This is a genomic window from Streptomyces sp. NPDC031365 (assembly GCF_055569765.1).
Genome location: NZ_JBVIIM010000004.1, coordinates 77,446 through 93,349 on the forward strand (window position 1 = coordinate 77,446; position 15,904 = coordinate 93,349).

Sequence of the window (15,904 nt, forward strand, 5' to 3'; positions counted from 1 at the left end):
TCGTGTCGTCCGTCAGGGCTTACGGGCGGCGGATCGCGTCGACCGCGGCCGGGGCGGCGGTGCCGGCGGCCAGCTCGGTCTCCAGGAGCTGCTTGCCGAGGAGCTCGGGGTCGGGCAGCTCCATCGGGTACTCACCGTCGAAGCAGGCGCGGCACAGGTTCGGCTTGGCGATGGTGGTCGCCTCGATCATGCCGTCGATGGAGATGTACGACAGGGAGTCGGCGCCCAGTGAGGTGCCGATCTCGTCGATGGTCATGCCGTTGGCGATGAGCTCGGCGCGGGTGGCGAAGTCGATGCCGAAGAAGCAGGGCCACTTCACGGGCGGCGAGGAGATCCGGATGTGGACCTCGGCCGCACCCGCCTCGCGGAGCATGCGGACCAGGGCGCGCTGGGTGTTGCCGCGGACGATCGAGTCGTCGACCACGACCAGGCGCTTGCCCTTGATGACTTCCTTGAGCGGGTTCAGCTTCAGGCGGATGCCGAGCTGGCGGATCGTCTGCGAGGGCTGGATGAACGTGCGTCCGACGTACGCGTTCTTGACCAGGCCGGCACCGAAGGGGATGCCGGACGCCTCCGCGTAGCCGATGGCGGCCGGGGTGCCCGATTCCGGGGTCGCTATGACGAGGTCGGCCTCGGCCGGGGCCTCCTTGGCGAGGCGGCGGCCCATCTCGACGCGCGAGAGGTACACGTTCCGGCCGGCGATGTCGGTGTCCGGGCGGGCCAGGTACACGTACTCGAAGACACAGCCCTTGGGCTTCGCTTCCGCGAATCGAGAGGTTCGCAGTCCGTTCTCGTCGATGGCGACGAACTCGCCCGGCTCGATCTCTCGCACGTAGCTGGCGCCGCAGATGTCGAGGGCGGCGGACTCGGAGGCGACGACCCAGCCGCGCTCCAGACGGCCGAGGACCAGCGGGCGGATGCCCTGCGGGTCGCGGGCCGCGTAGAGGGTGTTCTCGTCCATGAAGACGAGGCTGAAGGCGCCCCTGACCTTGGGGAGGACCACGTGTGCGGCCTGCTCCACGGTCACCGGCTCGCCGTCGGCGGCACGCTGGCCGGCCAGCAGGGCGGTGATCAGGTCGGTGTCGTTGGTGGCCGCCACCTTGGGGGCGCGGCCGTTCTCCTTGGGGAGCTCGGCGACCAGGTCGGCGAGCTGCGCCGTGTTGACCAGGTTGCCGTTGTGGCCGAGCGCGATGGATCCGTGCGCGGTGGCGCGGAACGTCGGCTGGGCGTTCTCCCATACGGAGGCGCCCGTGGTCGAGTAGCGGGCGTGACCGACCGCGATATGACCCTGGAGCGAACCGAGAGAGGTCTCGTCGAAGACCTGGGAAACCAGGCCCATGTCCTTGAAGACGAGGATCTGGGAGCCGTTGCTGACCGCGATACCCGCGGATTCCTGGCCCCGATGCTGGAGGGCGTACAGCCCGAAGTACGTGAGCTTGGCGACCTCTTCGCCCGGAGCCCAGACACCGAAGACGCCACAAGCGTCCTGGGGGCCCTTCTCACCGGGGAGCAGGTCGTGGTTGAGTCGTCCGTCACCACGTGGCACGCCTCCGAGTGTAGGCGAGATCGACCACTGGTCCGAATGCGGAATATGCCCCCGGCGGTGGATCAGCGCTGTGCGACGGCCCGGACACTGGTGCCGTTTTCGCTGGTCAGCGTGAGGTTCCGGCCGTCGATCTCATAGCTCACGGTGCCGCTGAACAGCTTCGTCAGCGTCTTCTCGCCGGCCATGAGTGAGTCTTCGCACATCATTCGGGTCATGCCCGGCACGCCGAGGGTGATACGGCCGTCGCGCACGGTGGCGTCGGCGGTCACACGGTTGCAGCCGAGGCTGCCGGCGACGGTGCCCTCCACCTTGTCGAAGGTGAGGTGGGCGCGGTGGTCGAGGGCGGGGGTGGTGACGGTCCACTGGGTGCCGTACAGCGGGCTGTCCTCGGTCCTGCTGAGGCGGACGGTGTCGCCGGACCCGGTGGTGAGGGTGAGGCGGCCGTCGTCCACCTCGGTCTTCAGGGCGCCGTCACCGAGGGCGCGGGCCACGGTGCTCTCGAAGTCCATGATCTTCTCGGAGCAGGCCCGCAGGGTGGTTTCCCGGTCGTCGAACCGGATGCGGTCGCCGTCGAAGGTGACACGGCCCTTGAACAGGTTGCACCCGTAGTCTCCGGTGGCCCGGCCGTCCTCTTCCAGGGTGAGGTTCGCTCCGTCGGGGGCACGGTGGGTGGTGCCGTCGACGGTGACGCCGTCGATGGTCCAGCGGATGCCGGTGACCGGCTCCGCCGCCTCCGCGCTGCCGCTGCCGGCGTCCGCCTTCTCACTGCCACAGGCCGCCGCGAGCGGAACGATGAGCACGGCGGCGGCCGTCAGGATCATGCGCTGCTGGTGCTTCTGCCTGTACATGCCGATGGGACGGGGACGGGGAGCGGGTGGTTCCCCCTCCGTCCCCGGCTCATGCCAGCAGCGGCAGATACGGTCCGAGGTCCGCCCGCTCTCCACTCGCGCTCACCTCGGCGGCGGCCACGGCGTCCTGCCAGGCGGTCCGGCCGCAGGCCAGCCGGAGCCAGATCAGCGGGTCGGTCTCGACGACGTTCGGCGGGGTGCCCCGGGTGTGCCTCGGTCCCTCGACGCACTGCACGACCGCGTACGGCGGTATCCGCACCTCCGTCGACCGACCGGGTGCCTTCGCGGCGAGCACGTCGGCCAGCAGCCGGGTGCAGGCGGCGACGGCCCGACGGTCGTACGGGACGTCCAGGCCGGGGACGGCGGCGTTCAGGTCGTCGGTGTGGACGACGAGTTCCACGGTGCGGGTGACGACGTAGTCGGCCAGCGGCAGGGCGCCCGCGCTGGTGGGGAGCAGCCTGCTGTCCGGGTGGGTGTCGAGTCGGGCGGTGAAGCGCTGTTCGACGTCCGCGAGATGGGCGTCGAGACCGGGGTGGTCCGCCGCGAGCCGGCGGGCGGTGCCGGCGATGGCGCCGGCGTCGGCCGCGATGGCGGCCGGCCAGTCGAGCAGGTGCCCGTCCTGCCGTGCGGGCTCCGGCTCGTCGAGCAGCCGGTCCACGGCCGTGAGCGCCATCCCGAGGTGCGCAACCAGCTCCCGTACGGTCCAGTCCCCGAGCCGGGTGGGCAGGGTGAGCTGCTGCGGGGTGAGGGTGCGGACCGCCGCCCGCACGTTCCCGAACTGGGCCAGCACGGCGGCGCGGGTCTTCGCGGGGTCGTAGGAGCGGGTGCGCTTCTTGGCCGGGGGCATGGCGGCAGCCTATGCGGGACCGACCGTTGCCGGTTCGGGTACGTCGAACACCTCGCCGTTGCGGGGGACGCCTATGCCGCGCCAGGTGAACGGGATGCCGCGCGCGGTGTCCGGGTCGGGGCCGTCCATCAGCTGGAAGTGCAGGTGGGGCTCGCTGGAGTTGCCGGAGTTGCCGCAGGCGGCGACTACCTCCCCGGCGCGCACCCGGTCGCCCTCGCGCACCGTGAAGGAACCGCGCTTCACGTGGGCGTAGGCCGCGTGGATCCCGTCACCGAGGTCCAGTACGAGGTGGTTGCCGAGGATCCGGTGGACTCCCGCCATCTCGCGCAGCGAGCCCTCGATCAGCATCAGGTACAGCAGCGCGGGCAGCGAGCCCCGGCTGAGATGGTCGCGCTGCCGGTCGTGCACCCGTACGACCCGGGCGTCGGCGACGGCGCGCAGCGGAACACCGAACGCCGGGAACGCGCCAGGGCGGCGGGTGAGCGGCCACAGCGCGGAGAAGCCGGGACGGGCACCCGGCTCCGGCTCGGCCACGACATCGATGGCGTAGGTCTGGCCGTAGGCGTGCACTCCGTGGCTCGGAGTGCGGTCGGCCGGGCTGTTCAGCGCGGACCAGCGGCCGGTGACGGGCGGGGCGACCTCGACGGGCTCACGGGCGACACCCGGGGCGTCCGGGGCACCGCCCCACCGGTTCACCGTGATGACCACGGCGTAGGCCAGGGCCAGCACCAGGAGGTTCCACCACCAGCCGTAGCCCCAGCCGAAGGCGATGTGTGCGGTCACCAGTCCGATGAAGCCGAGCTGCAGGCCCCGGAAAGTGATCATGGCGATCTTGCGTGCGGACATGCTTCCCCCTCGTCCTCGGTGCCGGACCGTTGCCCTCGGTGCCCGGCCGTGGTCAGGGCCGCGCCGCCGACAGCGTCACCAGCAGGGGTACGACCCGGCCGGGCGGTACCTCGTAACGACCCCGGCCGGTGGTGTGCAGCCAGCCGGCGCCGGTCAGCTGGCGCAGATGGTGGTAGATCTGGCCGGTCGTGCCGATCCCCTCCAGCTCCGCCAGCTCGGCCGCGGTGCGGCGGCCACCGACTGTCTCGCGGAGCAGCCGGAGCCGTACCGGATGGCCGAGCGCGGCGAGCGCCTCGGCGGCGTCCGGCCACTCGTAGGCCAGCAGCCCCTCGGTCAGGGCGCCGTGCTGCCACTCGTACTGCTCGCCGGTCGGCATCCGGACCACACCGGTGAACAGCACGCCCCCGTCGGCCGCCTTCAGCTCCGCGAGCTGCTGCTTCAGACCCTCCAGGGCCCAGAAGTCGCCCTCGCCCAGGCCGGGGGCGGCGCGGTCGGCCGCCTCCAGTGCCGCCAGCCGGCGTTCGAGCTCGGTCATGCGCTCTTCGAGTTCCACGTCTTCGAGATTACGTAACTACGTAATCTCGCGCAAGGGCCTTTCGGCAATGGCCTCGACACGCCGAAGCCCCCGACCGGGCGGGGGCTTCGTACGGAAGGGGCGGGCGGATCAGGCCAGAAGTGCCGGGATCGTGCCCTCGTGGGCCTCGCGCAGCTCGGTCAGGGTGAGCGCGAACTCGCCCTGGACCTCGATGGTGTCGCCGTCGACGACACCGACACGGGTGGCCGGGAGGCCGCGCGCACCGCACATGTCGTTGAAGCGGAGCTCCTCCGAGCGCGGCACGGCGACGACCGCGCGACCGGCCGACTCGGAGAACAGGAAGGTGAAGGCGTCGAGCCCGTCGGGCACGACCAGACGCGCGCCCTTCTCCCCGAGCAGCGCCGACTCGACGACCGCCTGGACCAGACCGCCGTCCGACAGGTCGTGCGCGGAGTCGATCATGCCGTCGCGGGACGCGGAGATCAGGATCTCGCCGAGCAGCCGCTCACGCTCCAGGTCGACCCTGGGCGGCAGGCCGCCGAGGTGGTCGTGGACGACCTGGGACCAGGCCGAGCCGCCGAACTCCTCACGGGTGTCACCGAGCAGGTACAGCAGCTGGCCGTCCTCCTGGAACGCGACCGGCGTGCGGCGGGCCACGTCGTCGATGACACCCAGGACCGCGACCACCGGCGTCGGGTGGATGGCGGCCTCGCCCGTCTGGTTGTAGAGGGAGACGTTGCCACCGGTCACCGGGGTGCCGAGCTGCTGACAGCCGTCGGCGAGACCGCGAACGGCCTCGGCGAACTGCCACATGACCGCCGGGTCCTCCGGCGAGCCGAAGTTCAGGCAGTCGGAGACGGCGAGCGGCTTGGCGCCGGTCGTCGCCACGTTGCGGTAGGCCTCGGCGAGGGCCAGCTGGGCGCCCGTGTAGGGGTCGAGCTTGGCGTAGCGGCCGTTGCCGTCGGTGGCGATCGCGACGCCGAGACCGGACGCCTCGTCGATGCGGATCATGCCGGAGTCCTCGGGCTGGGCGAGGACGGTGTTGCCCTGCACGAAGTGGTCGTACTGCTGGGTGATCCACTGCTTGGAGGCCTGGTTGGGCGAGCCGACGAGCCGGAGGACCTGGTCCCTCAGCTCGTCACCCGTCGCCGGGCGGGGCAGCTTGTTCGCGTCGTCCGCCTGGAGTTCGTCCTGCCAGGACGGGCGGGCGTAGGGGCGCTCGTAGACCGGGCCGTCGTGGGCGACGGTGCGCGGGTCGACGTCGACGATCTTTCCGCCGTGCCAGTAGATCTCCAGCCGGTCGCCGTCGGTCACCTCACCGATGACGGTGGCGATGACGTCCCACTTGTCGCAGATCTCGAGGAAGCGGTCGACCTTCTCCGGCTCCACGACCGCGCACATGCGCTCCTGCGACTCGCTCATGAGGATCTCCTCGGGCGAGAGCGTGGAGTCGCGCAGCGGTACGTCGTCGAGGGTGACGCGCATGCCGCCGGAGCCGTTGGAGGCCAGCTCGGAGGTGGCGCAGGACAGGCCGGCCGCGCCGAGGTCCTGGATGCCGACGACCAGCTTCTCGGCGAACGCCTCCAGGGTGCACTCGATGAGGAGCTTCTCCTGGAAGGGGTCGCCGACCTGGACCGCCGGGCGCTTCGACGGCTTGGCGTCGTCGAACGTCTCGCTCGCCAGGATCGACGCGCCGCCGATGCCGTCGCCGCCGGTGCGGGCGCCGTAGAGGATGACCTTGTTGCCGGCGCCTGACGCCTTGGCGAGGTGGATGTCCTCGTGCCGCATGACACCGATGGCACCGGCGTTGACCAGCGGGTTGCCCTGGTAGCAGGCGTCGAAGACGACCTCGCCGCCGATGTTGGGCAGGCCCAGGCAGTTGCCGTAGCCGCCGATGCCGGCGACGACGCCCGGGAGGACGCGCTTGGTGTCGGGGTGGTCCGCGGCGCCGAAGCGCAGGGGGTCCACGACCGCGACCGGGCGGGCGCCCATCGCGATGATGTCGCGGACGATGCCGCCGACGCCCGTGGCCGCACCCTGGTAGGGCTCGACGTACGACGGGTGGTTGTGCGACTCGACCTTGAAGGTGACCGCGTAGCCCTGGCCGACGTCGACGACACCGGCGTTCTCGCCGATGCCGACGAGGAGGGCCTCGGACTCGGGGGCCTTCTCACCGAACTGGCGCAGGTGGACCTTGCTGCTCTTGTACGAGCAGTGCTCGGACCACATCACCGAGTACATGGCGAGCTCGGCGCCGGTCGGGCGGCGGCCGAGGATCTCCACCACCTGCTCGTACTCGTCCTTCTTCAGGCCGAGCTCGGCCCAGGGCAGCTCGACCTCGGGGGTCGCGGCCGCGTGCTCGACCGTGTCCAGAGGCGTCTTGCTCATGCGGTGACCAGCTTCTTGAGGATCGAGGTGAAGAACGGCAGGCCGTCGGTACGGCCCGTACCGATCAGCGACTCGACGGCGTGCTCGGGGTGCGGCATCAGGCCGACGACGTTGCCGGCGGCGTTGGTGATGCCGGCGATGTCGTTGAGCGAGCCGTTCGGGTTGAAGTCCATGTAACGGAACGCGACGCGGCCCTCGGACTCCAGCTCGTCCAGCGTCCGCTGATCGGCGACGTAGCGGCCGTCCATGTTCTTCAGCGGGATGTGGATCTCCTGCCCGGCCGTGTAGTCCGTGGTCCAGGCGGTGTCCGCGTTCTCCACCCGCAGCTTCTGGTCGCGGCAGATGAAGTGCAGGTGGTCGTTGCCCAGCATGCCGCCGGGGAGCAGGTGCGCCTCGGTGAGGATCTGGAAACCGTTGCAGATGCCGAGCACCGGCAGGCCGGCCCGGGCCTGGTCGATGAGGGTGTCCATCACCGGCGAGAAGCGTGCGATGGCGCCCGCGCGGAGATAGTCGCCGTACGAGAAGCCACCGCAGAGCACCACGGCGTCGACCTGCTTGAGATCCTTGTCCTTGTGCCAGAGGGCGACGGGTTCGGCGCCGGCGACGCGGATCGCGCGCTGCGTGTCCCGGTCGTCCAGGCTGCCGGGGAAAGTGACGACGCCAATACGAGCGGTCACTTCACGGCCTCCGCGACGTTCTCCACGCGGACGGTGAAGTCCTCGATCACGGTGTTGGCGAGGAAGGATTCCGCAAGATCGTGGATACGCGCGAGCGCGGCCTCGTCGACCGGCCCGTCAACTTCCAGTTCGAATCGCTTTCCCTGACGGACGTCCGAGATCCCTTCGAAACCCAGTCGCGGCAGTGCGCGCTGCACCGCCTGGCCCTGGGGGTCGAGGATCTCCGGCTTGAGCATGACGTCGACTACGACGCGTGCCACTGGCACTCCCGGTGTGTGGTGCTGAGCAGGTCCCTTCAGACTACCCGCACAAAATTTCTACGCGAGTAGAGTTGTAGGAATCTACGTGACCACGATCACGATTCGGCATCGCGGGGAGGCCGCAGGGAAAAAATCCGGGAAAGATCAGCCTTCACTCGTACAACGCTATTGCGCCGCAGACACGCGGACAGATTTAGTCAGGCTTCACAATGCATTGCCGAGCACTGTACAAATGAATTGTCATTAGCAGACACTTTGCCCGATTACAGGGCGAACAGCCGACATCTCGGCGACGTACCGGCACGTCATCACGGACGTACGGACGAGAGGTGTCACACGAAGGGACCGATATTCGTGGCGCAGAAGGTCGTGGTCACTCTCTTTGACGACATCGACGGCTCGGAAGCGGCGGAAACGATCGCCTTCGGACTCGACGGCAAGTCGTACGAGATCGACCTCAATGAAGCCAATGCCAGGAAACTGCGGAAGGCGCTCGAGCCCTACGTGGACGCCGGCCGCAAGCGGTCGCGCTCCGGCAAGGCGTACCGGCAGACGGAGGTCGCCCCCGACCCGGCCGCCGTGCGTGCCTGGGCCCAGGCGAACCGGATGGACGTCCCCGCGCGGGGACGGATCCCCAAGAAGGTCTATGAGGCGTTCGCCGCGGCACGGTGAGCCGGGCCGGCCGGGCTCGGCGGGGTGCGGACCCCGGACCCGACAGGGTGACGCACCCCGAGCCCGTTCGGGTGACCCGCCCGACGGCCGGTCACCCACCCCTCACGGCAACCGACTTGCGCAGCACCCCCGCTGATCAGTTAGAGTCTGGAGCACGCCGAGGGGCAAGGCCGAAAGGCCGGGCTCACGGAGTACATGCGGGTGTAGTTCAGTAGTAGAACATCCCCCTTCCAGGGGGAAGGCGCAGTGTGCAATTCCTGTCACCCGCTCTGCATCGCCTACCGGGCATCCTTGTCGATCAGGTAGACTGGTGCCCGCGCCGATCGGTGAGAGCCGGTCGGAGGCAATGCGGACGTAGCTCAGTTGGTAGAGCGCAACCTTGCCAAGGTTGAGGTCGCGAGTTCGAACCTCGTCGTCCGCTCTTTGATCAAGGCCCCGGTCATTGACCGGGGCCTTTGTCGCGCCCTGACACTAGTGGCCCTCCACGAGTGGGACCCCATGAGTGGCCCTCCATGAGCGCCGTTCTTCCCGTGAGCGTCCGTCCGGTGAGTGCCGGTCCGGAATGCCCTCTGACATTTGTCATGTCCCGTGATGACAGCCCGCACTGCCCAGGCGTCCGGGTTACCGGGATGATCGAGGCATGGAAACGAACGGACACGAACACGTGATTGAGGTCACCGACCTGCGACGTGTCTACGGGGGCGGGTTCGAAGCGGTGCGCGGGATCGGCTTCTCCGTGCGGCGCGGCGAGATCTTCGCCCTGCTGGGCACCAACGGAGCGGGCAAGACCTCCACCGTCGAGCTGCTGGAGGGCCTCGCCGCCCCGGCCGGCGGGCGGATCCGGGTCCTCGGCCACGACCCGTACACCGAGCGCGCCGCCGTGCGGCCCCGCACCGGCGTGATGCTCCAGGAAGGGGGCTTCCCCTCCGAGCTGACCGTCGCCGAGACCGCCCGGATGTGGGCGGGCTGTGTCAGTGGGGCCCGGCCGGAGCGGGAAGTACTGACGCTGGTCGGGCTGGAGACGAAGACCGGCGTCCGCGTGAAGCAGCTCTCCGGGGGCCAGCGGCGCCGCCTGGACCTCGCGCTCGCCCTGCTCGGCGATCCGGAGGTGCTCTTCCTCGACGAGCCGACCACCGGACTCGATCCCGAAGGCCGACGGGAGACCTGGGAGTTGGTGAACGCGCTGCGCGACCGCGGTACGACCGTGCTGCTCACCACGCACTACCTCGAAGAGGCCGAGTTCCTCGCCGACCGGATCGCGATCATGCGCGAGGGCCGCATCGCCGTCACCGGCACCCCGGCCGAGGTGACCGCCTCCGAACCGTCCCGGATCACCTTCGAACTGCCCGAGGGCTACTTCGTGGGCGACCTGCCGCCGCTCGACGAGCTGGGCGTGAGCGACCACACGGTCGACGGCCGGACCGTCCGGCTCCGCACCCACGAACTGCAGCGGGTGGCCACGGAGCTGCTGGTGTGGGCGCGGGACACCGGGGTGGAGCTGCGCCGGCTGGACGTGCGGTCGGCGTCCCTGGAGGAGGCGTTCCTCAGGATCGCCAAGGAGGCGTCCGCAGGGGCGACCGCGACGAAGGAGTACGCGGCATGAGCACGACCGTGACCACCCCGATCAGCCGGATGGGCGCGCTCGCCCGGGCTGAACTGACCCTGCTCGGGCGGAGCAAGGGTACGCTCGTCGCCGCGCTGTTCGTGCCGCTCGTGCTGCCGTTCAGCGTGCGTGAGGCGGCCAAGGAAATGGACCTCGCCGAGGTCGGGCTCACCCTCGGCACGATGGTGCTGCCGGCCGCGATCGGTTTCTCCCTCCTGTTCGCCGTCTACGCGGCGCTCGTCGGCTCCTTCGTCGCCCGGCGCGAGGAACTCGTCCTCAAGCGGTTGCGCACCGGAGAGCTGCGGGACGCCGAGATCCTGGCCGGCTCCGCGCTGCCGGCTGCCTCGACGGGTCTGGTGCAGTCGCTGCTGCTGGCCGCCGGCTGTGCGGTCCTGCTGGACATGGCGGCCCCGCCCGCCGTCCACCTGTCAGTGCTGGGCCTGCTGCTGGGTGTGGTGCTGTGCGCGGCGCTCGCGGCCGTCACCGCGAGCTTCACCCGGACCAGCGAGAGCGCGCAGGTCACGCCGATGCCGGTGATGTTCCTCTCGATGCTCGCCTCCGGGATGATGATCCCCCTGGAGATTCTTCCCGAGCGGGTCGCCACCTTCTGCGAGTTGCTGCCGCTGACCCCCGTGATGACCCTGGTGCGCGGCGGCTTCACCGGCGACCTGTCGGCCGGCGAGACGCTGGGAGCCGTGACGGTGGCGGTGGCCTGGATCGTGTTCGCGGTGTTTGCTGTACGACGCTGGTTCCGCTGGGAGCCGAGGCACTGACACGGGCCGGGGCCTGTCCGGCGGACCGGGCCGGAGAGAACCGAGGGCCCTTTGCTGCACCAGGTGAGCAGGGTGCGCCGCATGCGGCCGCGAGGCGGGGGAGCAGTCGGACGGGGAGCCGGCAACCGGCGGCGAGGCCGCCGGGGGCGCCTCCCCCTCCTCTGGGACAGCGGGGCGAGCACGCGACAGACCCTCCGCGTCTCCGGCACGATCCGCCGTACACGACCTGGGGCAGGGAGCACGAGGAGATGAACAGGCCCGGCGGCTGGTGGGGGCGCAAGAGCACACCGGCGAAGTTCGAGACGTACACCCGGTGGTCGTTCCACATGCTCGCGTTGACCGAGCTGTCGGTGGCGATCGGGCCGGTGATCGGGCAGGTGGAGCAGCGGCGGCCGGCCCTGATGCTGGTGGCCCTGGCGGCCGTGCACAGCGTGGTCTGCGGTGTGACCGGCTCGCGCGCCCTGGACTGGCATCGCGGCCAGCGGAACCGGCCGGTCCGGACGCTGTGGTCGTTCGGTGCCGCGACCGTGCTGGTGGCCGCCGTCACGCTCGTCATCGCCCGGCAGAGCCCCGGCGGCGGTGAGGTGGAGGGCGCCGCCGGCGGGATCTTCGCGATCACGATGGTCTTCGGCGCCGGTACGACGGCCATCGGCATGCGCGAGCGCGAGCGGATGACCGCCATGGTGGCGGCCTTCGCGGCGGGTGCGGGAGTGGTGTCCTGGGCCGTCACACAGTCCTGGGCCGTCGCTCTGGTCACCGCTCTGGTCGTGCTGGCCGGCGGCGGATTCTTCGCCTTCACCTCCGCCTTCTCCGTCTGGCTGCTCAACGCCGTCTACGAACTGGACGAGGCACGTGAGACCCGCGCCCGGCTCGCCGTCGCCGAGGAGCGGCTCAGGTTCGGGCGGGACCTGCACGACGTCATGGGTCGCAACCTCGCGGTGATCGCGCTGAAGAGCGAACTGGCCGTCCAACTGGCCCAGCGGGAGCGGCCGGAGGCAGTGACCCAGATGGTCGAGGTACAACGGCTCGCGCACGAGGCCCAGCGAGAGGTGCGCGACGTCGTACGCGGCTACCGCGAGGCCGACCTCGGCAGCGAACTCGCGGGCGCGCAGGGTGTACTGACCGCCGCCGGTATCGACTGCACGGTCACCGGACCGGTGACCGGGTTCCCCGCGCCGGTGCAGTCCGCGCTCGGATGGGCGGTGCGGGAGGCCGCCACCAATGTGCTGCGGCACGGGGACGCGCGGTGGTGCGGGATGGAACTAGGGGTACGGAAGGGGCGTGTGGTGCTGACGGTGGAGAACGACGGGGTGCCCCAGTCCGGCGGCTCGGGCGGGGGGTCCGGGCTCATCGGGCTGCGCGAGCGGCTGGCGGAGATCGGGGGGACGCTGCGGGCCGGTCCCACCGGGGACGGGCGGTTCCTGCTGACCGTGGAGGTCCCCCTGCCCGCACATTCCGGCGAGGCCGCTCCCGCCGTCGGCGCCCCCGATCCGGTGAGTGAGGCGACACCGTGACCGGCCCTCGGCCCGTGCGGCTGCTGCTGGCCGACGACGAGCATCTGATCCGGGGCGCACTGGCCGCGCTGCTGTCGCTCGAGGACGACCTGACGGTCGTCGCCGAGGCGGCCACCGGGCCGGAGGCACTGGCGATGGCCCGGGCGCACGGCCCCGACGTGGCCGTACTGGATCTGCAGATGCCCGGCGCGGACGGTGTGAAGGTCGCCACATCCCTGCGGGCCGAGCTGCCCGACTGCCGGGTGCTGATCGTGACCAGTCATGGGCGTCCGGGGCATCTGAAGCGGGCGCTCGCCGCGGGAGTACGCGGGTTCGTCCCCAAGACCGTCAGTGCCCAGCACCTCGCGGAGATCATCCGCACGGTGCACGCGGGAAACCGTTATGTCGACCCCGAGTTGGCCGCCGACGCAATCGCCGCCGGCGACTCCCCGCTGACCGTGCGCGAGGCCGAGGTGCTGGAGCTGGCGGCGGACGGCGCGCCGGTGGCGGAGATCGCGGAGCGGGCCGCGCTGTCCCAGGGGACCGTGCGCAACTATCTCTCCTCGGCCGCCTCGAAGCTCGGGGCCGAGAACCGGCATGCGGCGGTGCGCCTCGCACGGGAGCGAGGTTGGGTATAGTGGAGGTCGCGCCACGGCGCATGCGAACGTAGCTCAGTTGGTAGAGCGCAACCTTGCCAAGGTTGAGGTCGCGAGTTCGAACCTCGTCGTTCGCTCAGGATCAAAGGCCCCGGTCGTCGACCGGGGCCTTTGTCATGGGCCGGGCCCCCGGGGGCCCGGCTTCGTGCGTTCAGCTCCAGGTGGTGCCGGTCAACCGCTCGTACGCCTCCACGTACTTGGCCCGGGTGGCGTCCACCACGTGCTGCGGCAGCGGCGGCGGGGGCTGCTCGCTCCCGCGGTCCCAGCCCGACTCGGCGGAGGTGAGCCAGTCCCGTACGAACTGCTTGTCGTACGAGGGCTGTGCGTGGCCCGGCTCCCACTGCTCGGCCGGCCAGAAGCGGGAGGAGTCCGGGGTGAGCACCTCGTCGGCGATGACCAGGGTCTCGCCGTCGAAGCCGAACTCGAACTTCGTGTCCGCGAGGACGATCCCCCGGTCGCGGGCGATGTCGCGGGCACGGGAGTAGGCGGCGAGGGTCGCCTGGCGCAGCCGGGCCGCGGTGTCCGCGCCGACCTGGCGGGCGACCTCCTCGTAGGACACGTTCTCGTCGTGCTCGCCGACGGCGGCCTTGGTGGCCGGGGTGAAGATCGGGGCGGGCAGTTCCGAGCCGTCCACCAGGCCCTCGGGGAGGGCGAGGCCGCAGACCGTACGGGACTCGTTGTACTCGGCGAGGCCCGAGCCGGTGAGGTAGCCGCGGGCCACGCACTCCACGGGGACCATGTTCAGCGATGTGCAGACCAGGGTGCGGCCCGCCCAGTCGGCGGGGGCGCCGGCCGGGAGTTCGGTGCTGAGGACATGGTTGGGGAGCAGGTCGGCGAGCTGGTCGAACCACCACAGGGACAGCTGGGTGAGCACCCGGCCCTTGTCGGGGATCTCGGTCGGCAGCACCCAGTCGTAGGCGGAGATACGGTCGCTGGCGACCATCACGAGGTCGCCCGCCTCGTTGCGGTACAGCTCGCGCACCTTGCCGGTGTGCAGGTGCACCAGGCCCGGAACCTGGATCGGTTCGGGCTTTTCGACGAATCCGGACACGGTTCCTCCCCGTGGTTGAACAAAGGAGCGCCCGCGGGGCTCCCACAGGGCGGCGGTGGGAGTCGGGCGGGCCCAGTGACTCGATTCTCCCGTATGGGACGAACGGCCGCGGCCGGGGGTCAGTCGCGTTTGCAGATGCGGTCCAGGAGGTTGGCGGTGGCGCGCTGGATCCGGGGGTCGACATGGCCCGGGCGGTCCAGCGCCGGGGACCAGGCGAAGGTGCCGGCGGCGAAGACCCAGGCTCCGGAGGGGGCCCGGTAGAGGGAGGTCTCCTGGTGGCGCCGGGCGCCCTTCCGGTCGGTGTAGGGGGAGTGCGCGAGCAGGACGCGCTCCTCGTGCTCGGGCAGCGGGGTGCGCGGGTAGTAACGGTCGGCCTCGCCCACGACCATGCCCTCGATGCCGTCGCCCTCGTGGGCGCCGGTCGCCTCCCACATCCAGTGGTCCGCGTTGCGGACGATCAGCGGGTGCGGCCGCGGCACATGACCGGCGTACTGGATGCCGAGCAGTTGCTGCTCCGCGCGGTCGATCTCCCGCCACAGCACCGGTTTTCCCGGGCCCTGGCGTTTGCGGCAGGCCAGCAGGCGGTTCGGGCCGGACGGGGAGGGGACGAGCTCCACCTGCCAGTACAGGGTGTTGGCGGAGAGGAAGACCAGGGACGTGCCGTGCGCGCGGGCGCGTTCCACGGCGGTGCGCATGGGCGCCGACCAGTACTCGTCGTGGCCGGGGAAGACCAGGCCACGGTGACGTGCGGGGTCGACACGGCCGGCGTGCAGATCGCGGGCGTCGGCGTAGGCGAGGTCGTAGCCGTAGCGCTCGGCCCATCGGATGACATCGTAGGCGTGCCCGACGTGCAGCGGCAGGCCGGCGCCCGCGTAGGGGCGGTCGAAGGAGACGGTGGTGGCGGCGTCGGACTCACCGAGGAGCCTGCCCTGCTCGTCCCAGGCGTGGTAGAGGCTGGCGCCGGTGCGGCCGTCCTCCGGGTAGAGGTTGTAGGCCTGCCAGGTGACGTCGGGCAGGACGAGGAGGAGGTCCGCCGGGCGGTTGTCGCGCACGGTGAACGGGATGTGCGAGCGGTAGCCGTCGGCCGTGGTGAGCACGGCGACGTACGCGCCGACGCTCCAGTACGACGGGACGGGTAATCGCCAGGACAGCCACCAGTGGTGGCAGGAGACGGTGCGGTCGGCGGTGAGCGGCGGGGGCTGCACCATGCCGGACAGGCGCGGGCTGGAGGTGATCTTCGTGGCGCCGTGACCGCTGTAGTGGCCGATGCGGTAGACGTCGACGCCGAACTCCTGGGGCGGGTCGACGGTGACGTGGAAGTCGATGGCTTCGCCGGGGGCGACGGCACCGGTGGAGGTGAAGCCCTTGATCTGGCGGCGCACGTCGTCGGCGGCGCGGGGGCCGCCGGAGGAGCGGGGGGTGGGGACCCCGATACCGCCCTGCCCGGGGATACGGGCCGTGGCCCGGTCCGTGTGCGGTACCGGGTCCGGGTCCATGTACCAGGGGACGATCCGGCCGGTGTCGCCGAAGTAGGTCTCGCTGCCCCGCAGCCACGGCAGGGGGCCCTGTCCGAAGGGATCGTTCACGGCGTGCGCCAGTGCTCCCGACTCCCAACGGCGGATCTGCTCCGAGCCCATGAGCGCTCCCCTCCCTCGTGGCCCCGTTGCGGTGCGGTGCGCGGTGCTGTTCGGCAGTCGCCCGACGGGTGA

15 protein-coding genes and 3 tRNA genes are annotated in these 15,904 nt (G+C 70.8%); 8 read left to right on the plus strand and 10 right to left on the minus strand.

Annotated elements, in window-relative coordinates:
- Positions 1–19 precede the first annotated feature (19 nt).
- From purF to purS, 8 genes are all read right to left on the minus strand, one after another.
- Positions 20–1,546 carry an amidophosphoribosyltransferase gene (gene purF / locus ACZ5C2_RS08180; protein ID WP_468787856.1) on the minus strand — a complete coding sequence of 509 codons (1,527 nt, stop codon included), beginning with the start codon at positions 1,544–1,546 and terminating at the stop codon, positions 20–22.
- A gap of 62 nt (positions 1,547–1,608) precedes the next feature.
- Positions 1,609–2,394, minus strand: a complete 786-nt coding sequence (locus tag ACZ5C2_RS08185; RefSeq protein ID WP_468787858.1) for an META domain-containing protein — start codon at positions 2,392–2,394, stop codon at positions 1,609–1,611.
- A gap of 49 nt (positions 2,395–2,443) precedes the next feature.
- The gene (locus ACZ5C2_RS08190; RefSeq protein ID WP_468787860.1) at positions 2,444–3,241 is read right to left on the minus strand and encodes a maleylpyruvate isomerase family mycothiol-dependent enzyme; all 798 of its coding nucleotides are present in this window, start codon (positions 3,239–3,241) and stop codon (positions 2,444–2,446) included.
- A 9-nt stretch (positions 3,242–3,250) separates the two neighbouring features.
- Positions 3,251–4,087: a M23 family metallopeptidase gene (locus tag ACZ5C2_RS08195; protein ID WP_468787862.1), complete on the minus strand. Its 837-nt coding sequence runs from the start codon at positions 4,085–4,087 to the stop codon at positions 3,251–3,253.
- A 52-nt stretch (positions 4,088–4,139) separates the two neighbouring features.
- Positions 4,140–4,640, minus strand: a complete 501-nt coding sequence (locus ACZ5C2_RS08200; protein WP_468787864.1) for an ArsR/SmtB family transcription factor — start codon at positions 4,638–4,640, stop codon at positions 4,140–4,142.
- A gap of 111 nt (positions 4,641–4,751) precedes the next feature.
- Positions 4,752–7,010 (minus strand): phosphoribosylformylglycinamidine synthase subunit PurL, encoded by a 2,259-nt coding sequence (purL, locus tag ACZ5C2_RS08205; RefSeq protein ID WP_468787866.1) that lies wholly within the window; start codon positions 7,008–7,010, stop codon positions 4,752–4,754.
- The gene (gene purQ / locus ACZ5C2_RS08210) at positions 7,007–7,687 is read right to left on the minus strand and encodes a phosphoribosylformylglycinamidine synthase subunit PurQ (RefSeq protein ID WP_468787868.1); all 681 of its coding nucleotides are present in this window, start codon (positions 7,685–7,687) and stop codon (positions 7,007–7,009) included. Before purQ ends, purL begins: the two co-directional genes overlap by 4 nt.
- Positions 7,684–7,947, minus strand: coding sequence for a phosphoribosylformylglycinamidine synthase subunit PurS (gene purS / locus ACZ5C2_RS08215; protein WP_468787870.1), 264 nt, complete (start codon positions 7,945–7,947; stop codon positions 7,684–7,686). Before purS ends, purQ begins: the two co-directional genes overlap by 4 nt.
- Positions 7,948–8,301: 354 nt before the next feature.
- Between purS and ACZ5C2_RS08220 the strand changes: the two genes are divergently transcribed.
- From ACZ5C2_RS08220 to ACZ5C2_RS08255, 8 genes are all read left to right on the plus strand, one after another.
- On the plus strand, positions 8,302–8,619 hold the full coding sequence (locus tag ACZ5C2_RS08220; RefSeq protein WP_399985936.1) for an Lsr2 family protein: 318 nt from the start codon (positions 8,302–8,304) through the stop codon (positions 8,617–8,619).
- Between the two features lie 197 nt (positions 8,620–8,816).
- Positions 8,817–8,888: transfer RNA gene (locus ACZ5C2_RS08225), tRNA-Gly, on the plus strand.
- A gap of 79 nt (positions 8,889–8,967) precedes the next feature.
- Positions 8,968–9,040: transfer RNA gene (locus tag ACZ5C2_RS08230), tRNA-Gly, on the plus strand.
- A gap of 219 nt (positions 9,041–9,259) precedes the next feature.
- Entirely contained in the window at positions 9,260–10,222 is a 963-nt protein-coding gene (locus ACZ5C2_RS08235) for an ABC transporter ATP-binding protein (RefSeq protein ID WP_468787874.1), read from the plus strand.
- A complete protein-coding gene (locus ACZ5C2_RS08240; RefSeq protein ID WP_468787876.1) occupies positions 10,219–10,995 on the plus strand; it encodes an ABC transporter permease in 777 nt (258 codons plus the stop codon). Before ACZ5C2_RS08235 ends, ACZ5C2_RS08240 begins: the two co-directional genes overlap by 4 nt.
- Positions 10,996–11,243: 248 nt before the next feature.
- Positions 11,244–12,509 carry a sensor histidine kinase gene (locus ACZ5C2_RS08245; RefSeq protein ID WP_468787878.1) on the plus strand — a complete coding sequence of 422 codons (1,266 nt, stop codon included), beginning with the start codon at positions 11,244–11,246 and terminating at the stop codon, positions 12,507–12,509.
- Positions 12,506–13,126, plus strand: coding sequence for a response regulator (locus ACZ5C2_RS08250; RefSeq protein ID WP_468787880.1), 621 nt, complete (start codon positions 12,506–12,508; stop codon positions 13,124–13,126). The genes ACZ5C2_RS08245 and ACZ5C2_RS08250 overlap by 4 nt, the downstream gene beginning before the upstream one ends.
- Before the next feature lie 22 nt (positions 13,127–13,148).
- Positions 13,149–13,221 (plus strand) — tRNA-Gly (locus ACZ5C2_RS08255).
- Between the two features lie 74 nt (positions 13,222–13,295).
- Here the strand turns inward: ACZ5C2_RS08255 and ACZ5C2_RS08260 are convergent.
- Together ACZ5C2_RS08260 and ACZ5C2_RS08265 are read right to left on the minus strand one after the other, a co-directional pair.
- Positions 13,296–14,195 (minus strand): phosphoribosylaminoimidazolesuccinocarboxamide synthase, encoded by a 900-nt coding sequence (locus ACZ5C2_RS08260; protein WP_468787882.1) that lies wholly within the window; start codon positions 14,193–14,195, stop codon positions 13,296–13,298.
- 119 nt (positions 14,196–14,314) lie between these two features.
- Positions 14,315–15,832 (minus strand): N,N-dimethylformamidase beta subunit family domain-containing protein, encoded by a 1,518-nt coding sequence (locus ACZ5C2_RS08265; protein WP_468787884.1) that lies wholly within the window; start codon positions 15,830–15,832, stop codon positions 14,315–14,317.
- Positions 15,833–15,904: the final 72 nt, after the last annotated feature.

Coding starts and splice junctions, on each gene's coding strand:
- ACZ5C2_RS08185 (WP_468787858.1), bottom strand. CDS start 2,394: ATGTACAGGCAGAAGCACCAGCAGCGCATGATCCTGACGGCCGCCGCC.
- ACZ5C2_RS08190 (WP_468787860.1), bottom strand. CDS start 3,241: ATGCCCCCGGCCAAGAAGCGCACCCGCTCCTACGACCCCGCGAAGACC.
- ACZ5C2_RS08195 (WP_468787862.1), bottom strand. CDS start 4,087: ATGTCCGCACGCAAGATCGCCATGATCACTTTCCGGGGCCTGCAGCTC.
- purL (WP_468787866.1), bottom strand. CDS start 7,010: ATGAGCAAGACGCCTCTGGACACGGTCGAGCACGCGGCCGCGACCCCC.
- ACZ5C2_RS08235 (WP_468787874.1), top strand. CDS start 9,260: ATGGAAACGAACGGACACGAACACGTGATTGAGGTCACCGACCTGCGA.
- ACZ5C2_RS08240 (WP_468787876.1), top strand. CDS start 10,219: ATGAGCACGACCGTGACCACCCCGATCAGCCGGATGGGCGCGCTCGCC.
- ACZ5C2_RS08245 (WP_468787878.1), top strand. CDS start 11,244: ATGAACAGGCCCGGCGGCTGGTGGGGGCGCAAGAGCACACCGGCGAAG.
- ACZ5C2_RS08265 (WP_468787884.1), bottom strand. CDS start 15,832: ATGGGCTCGGAGCAGATCCGCCGTTGGGAGTCGGGAGCACTGGCGCAC.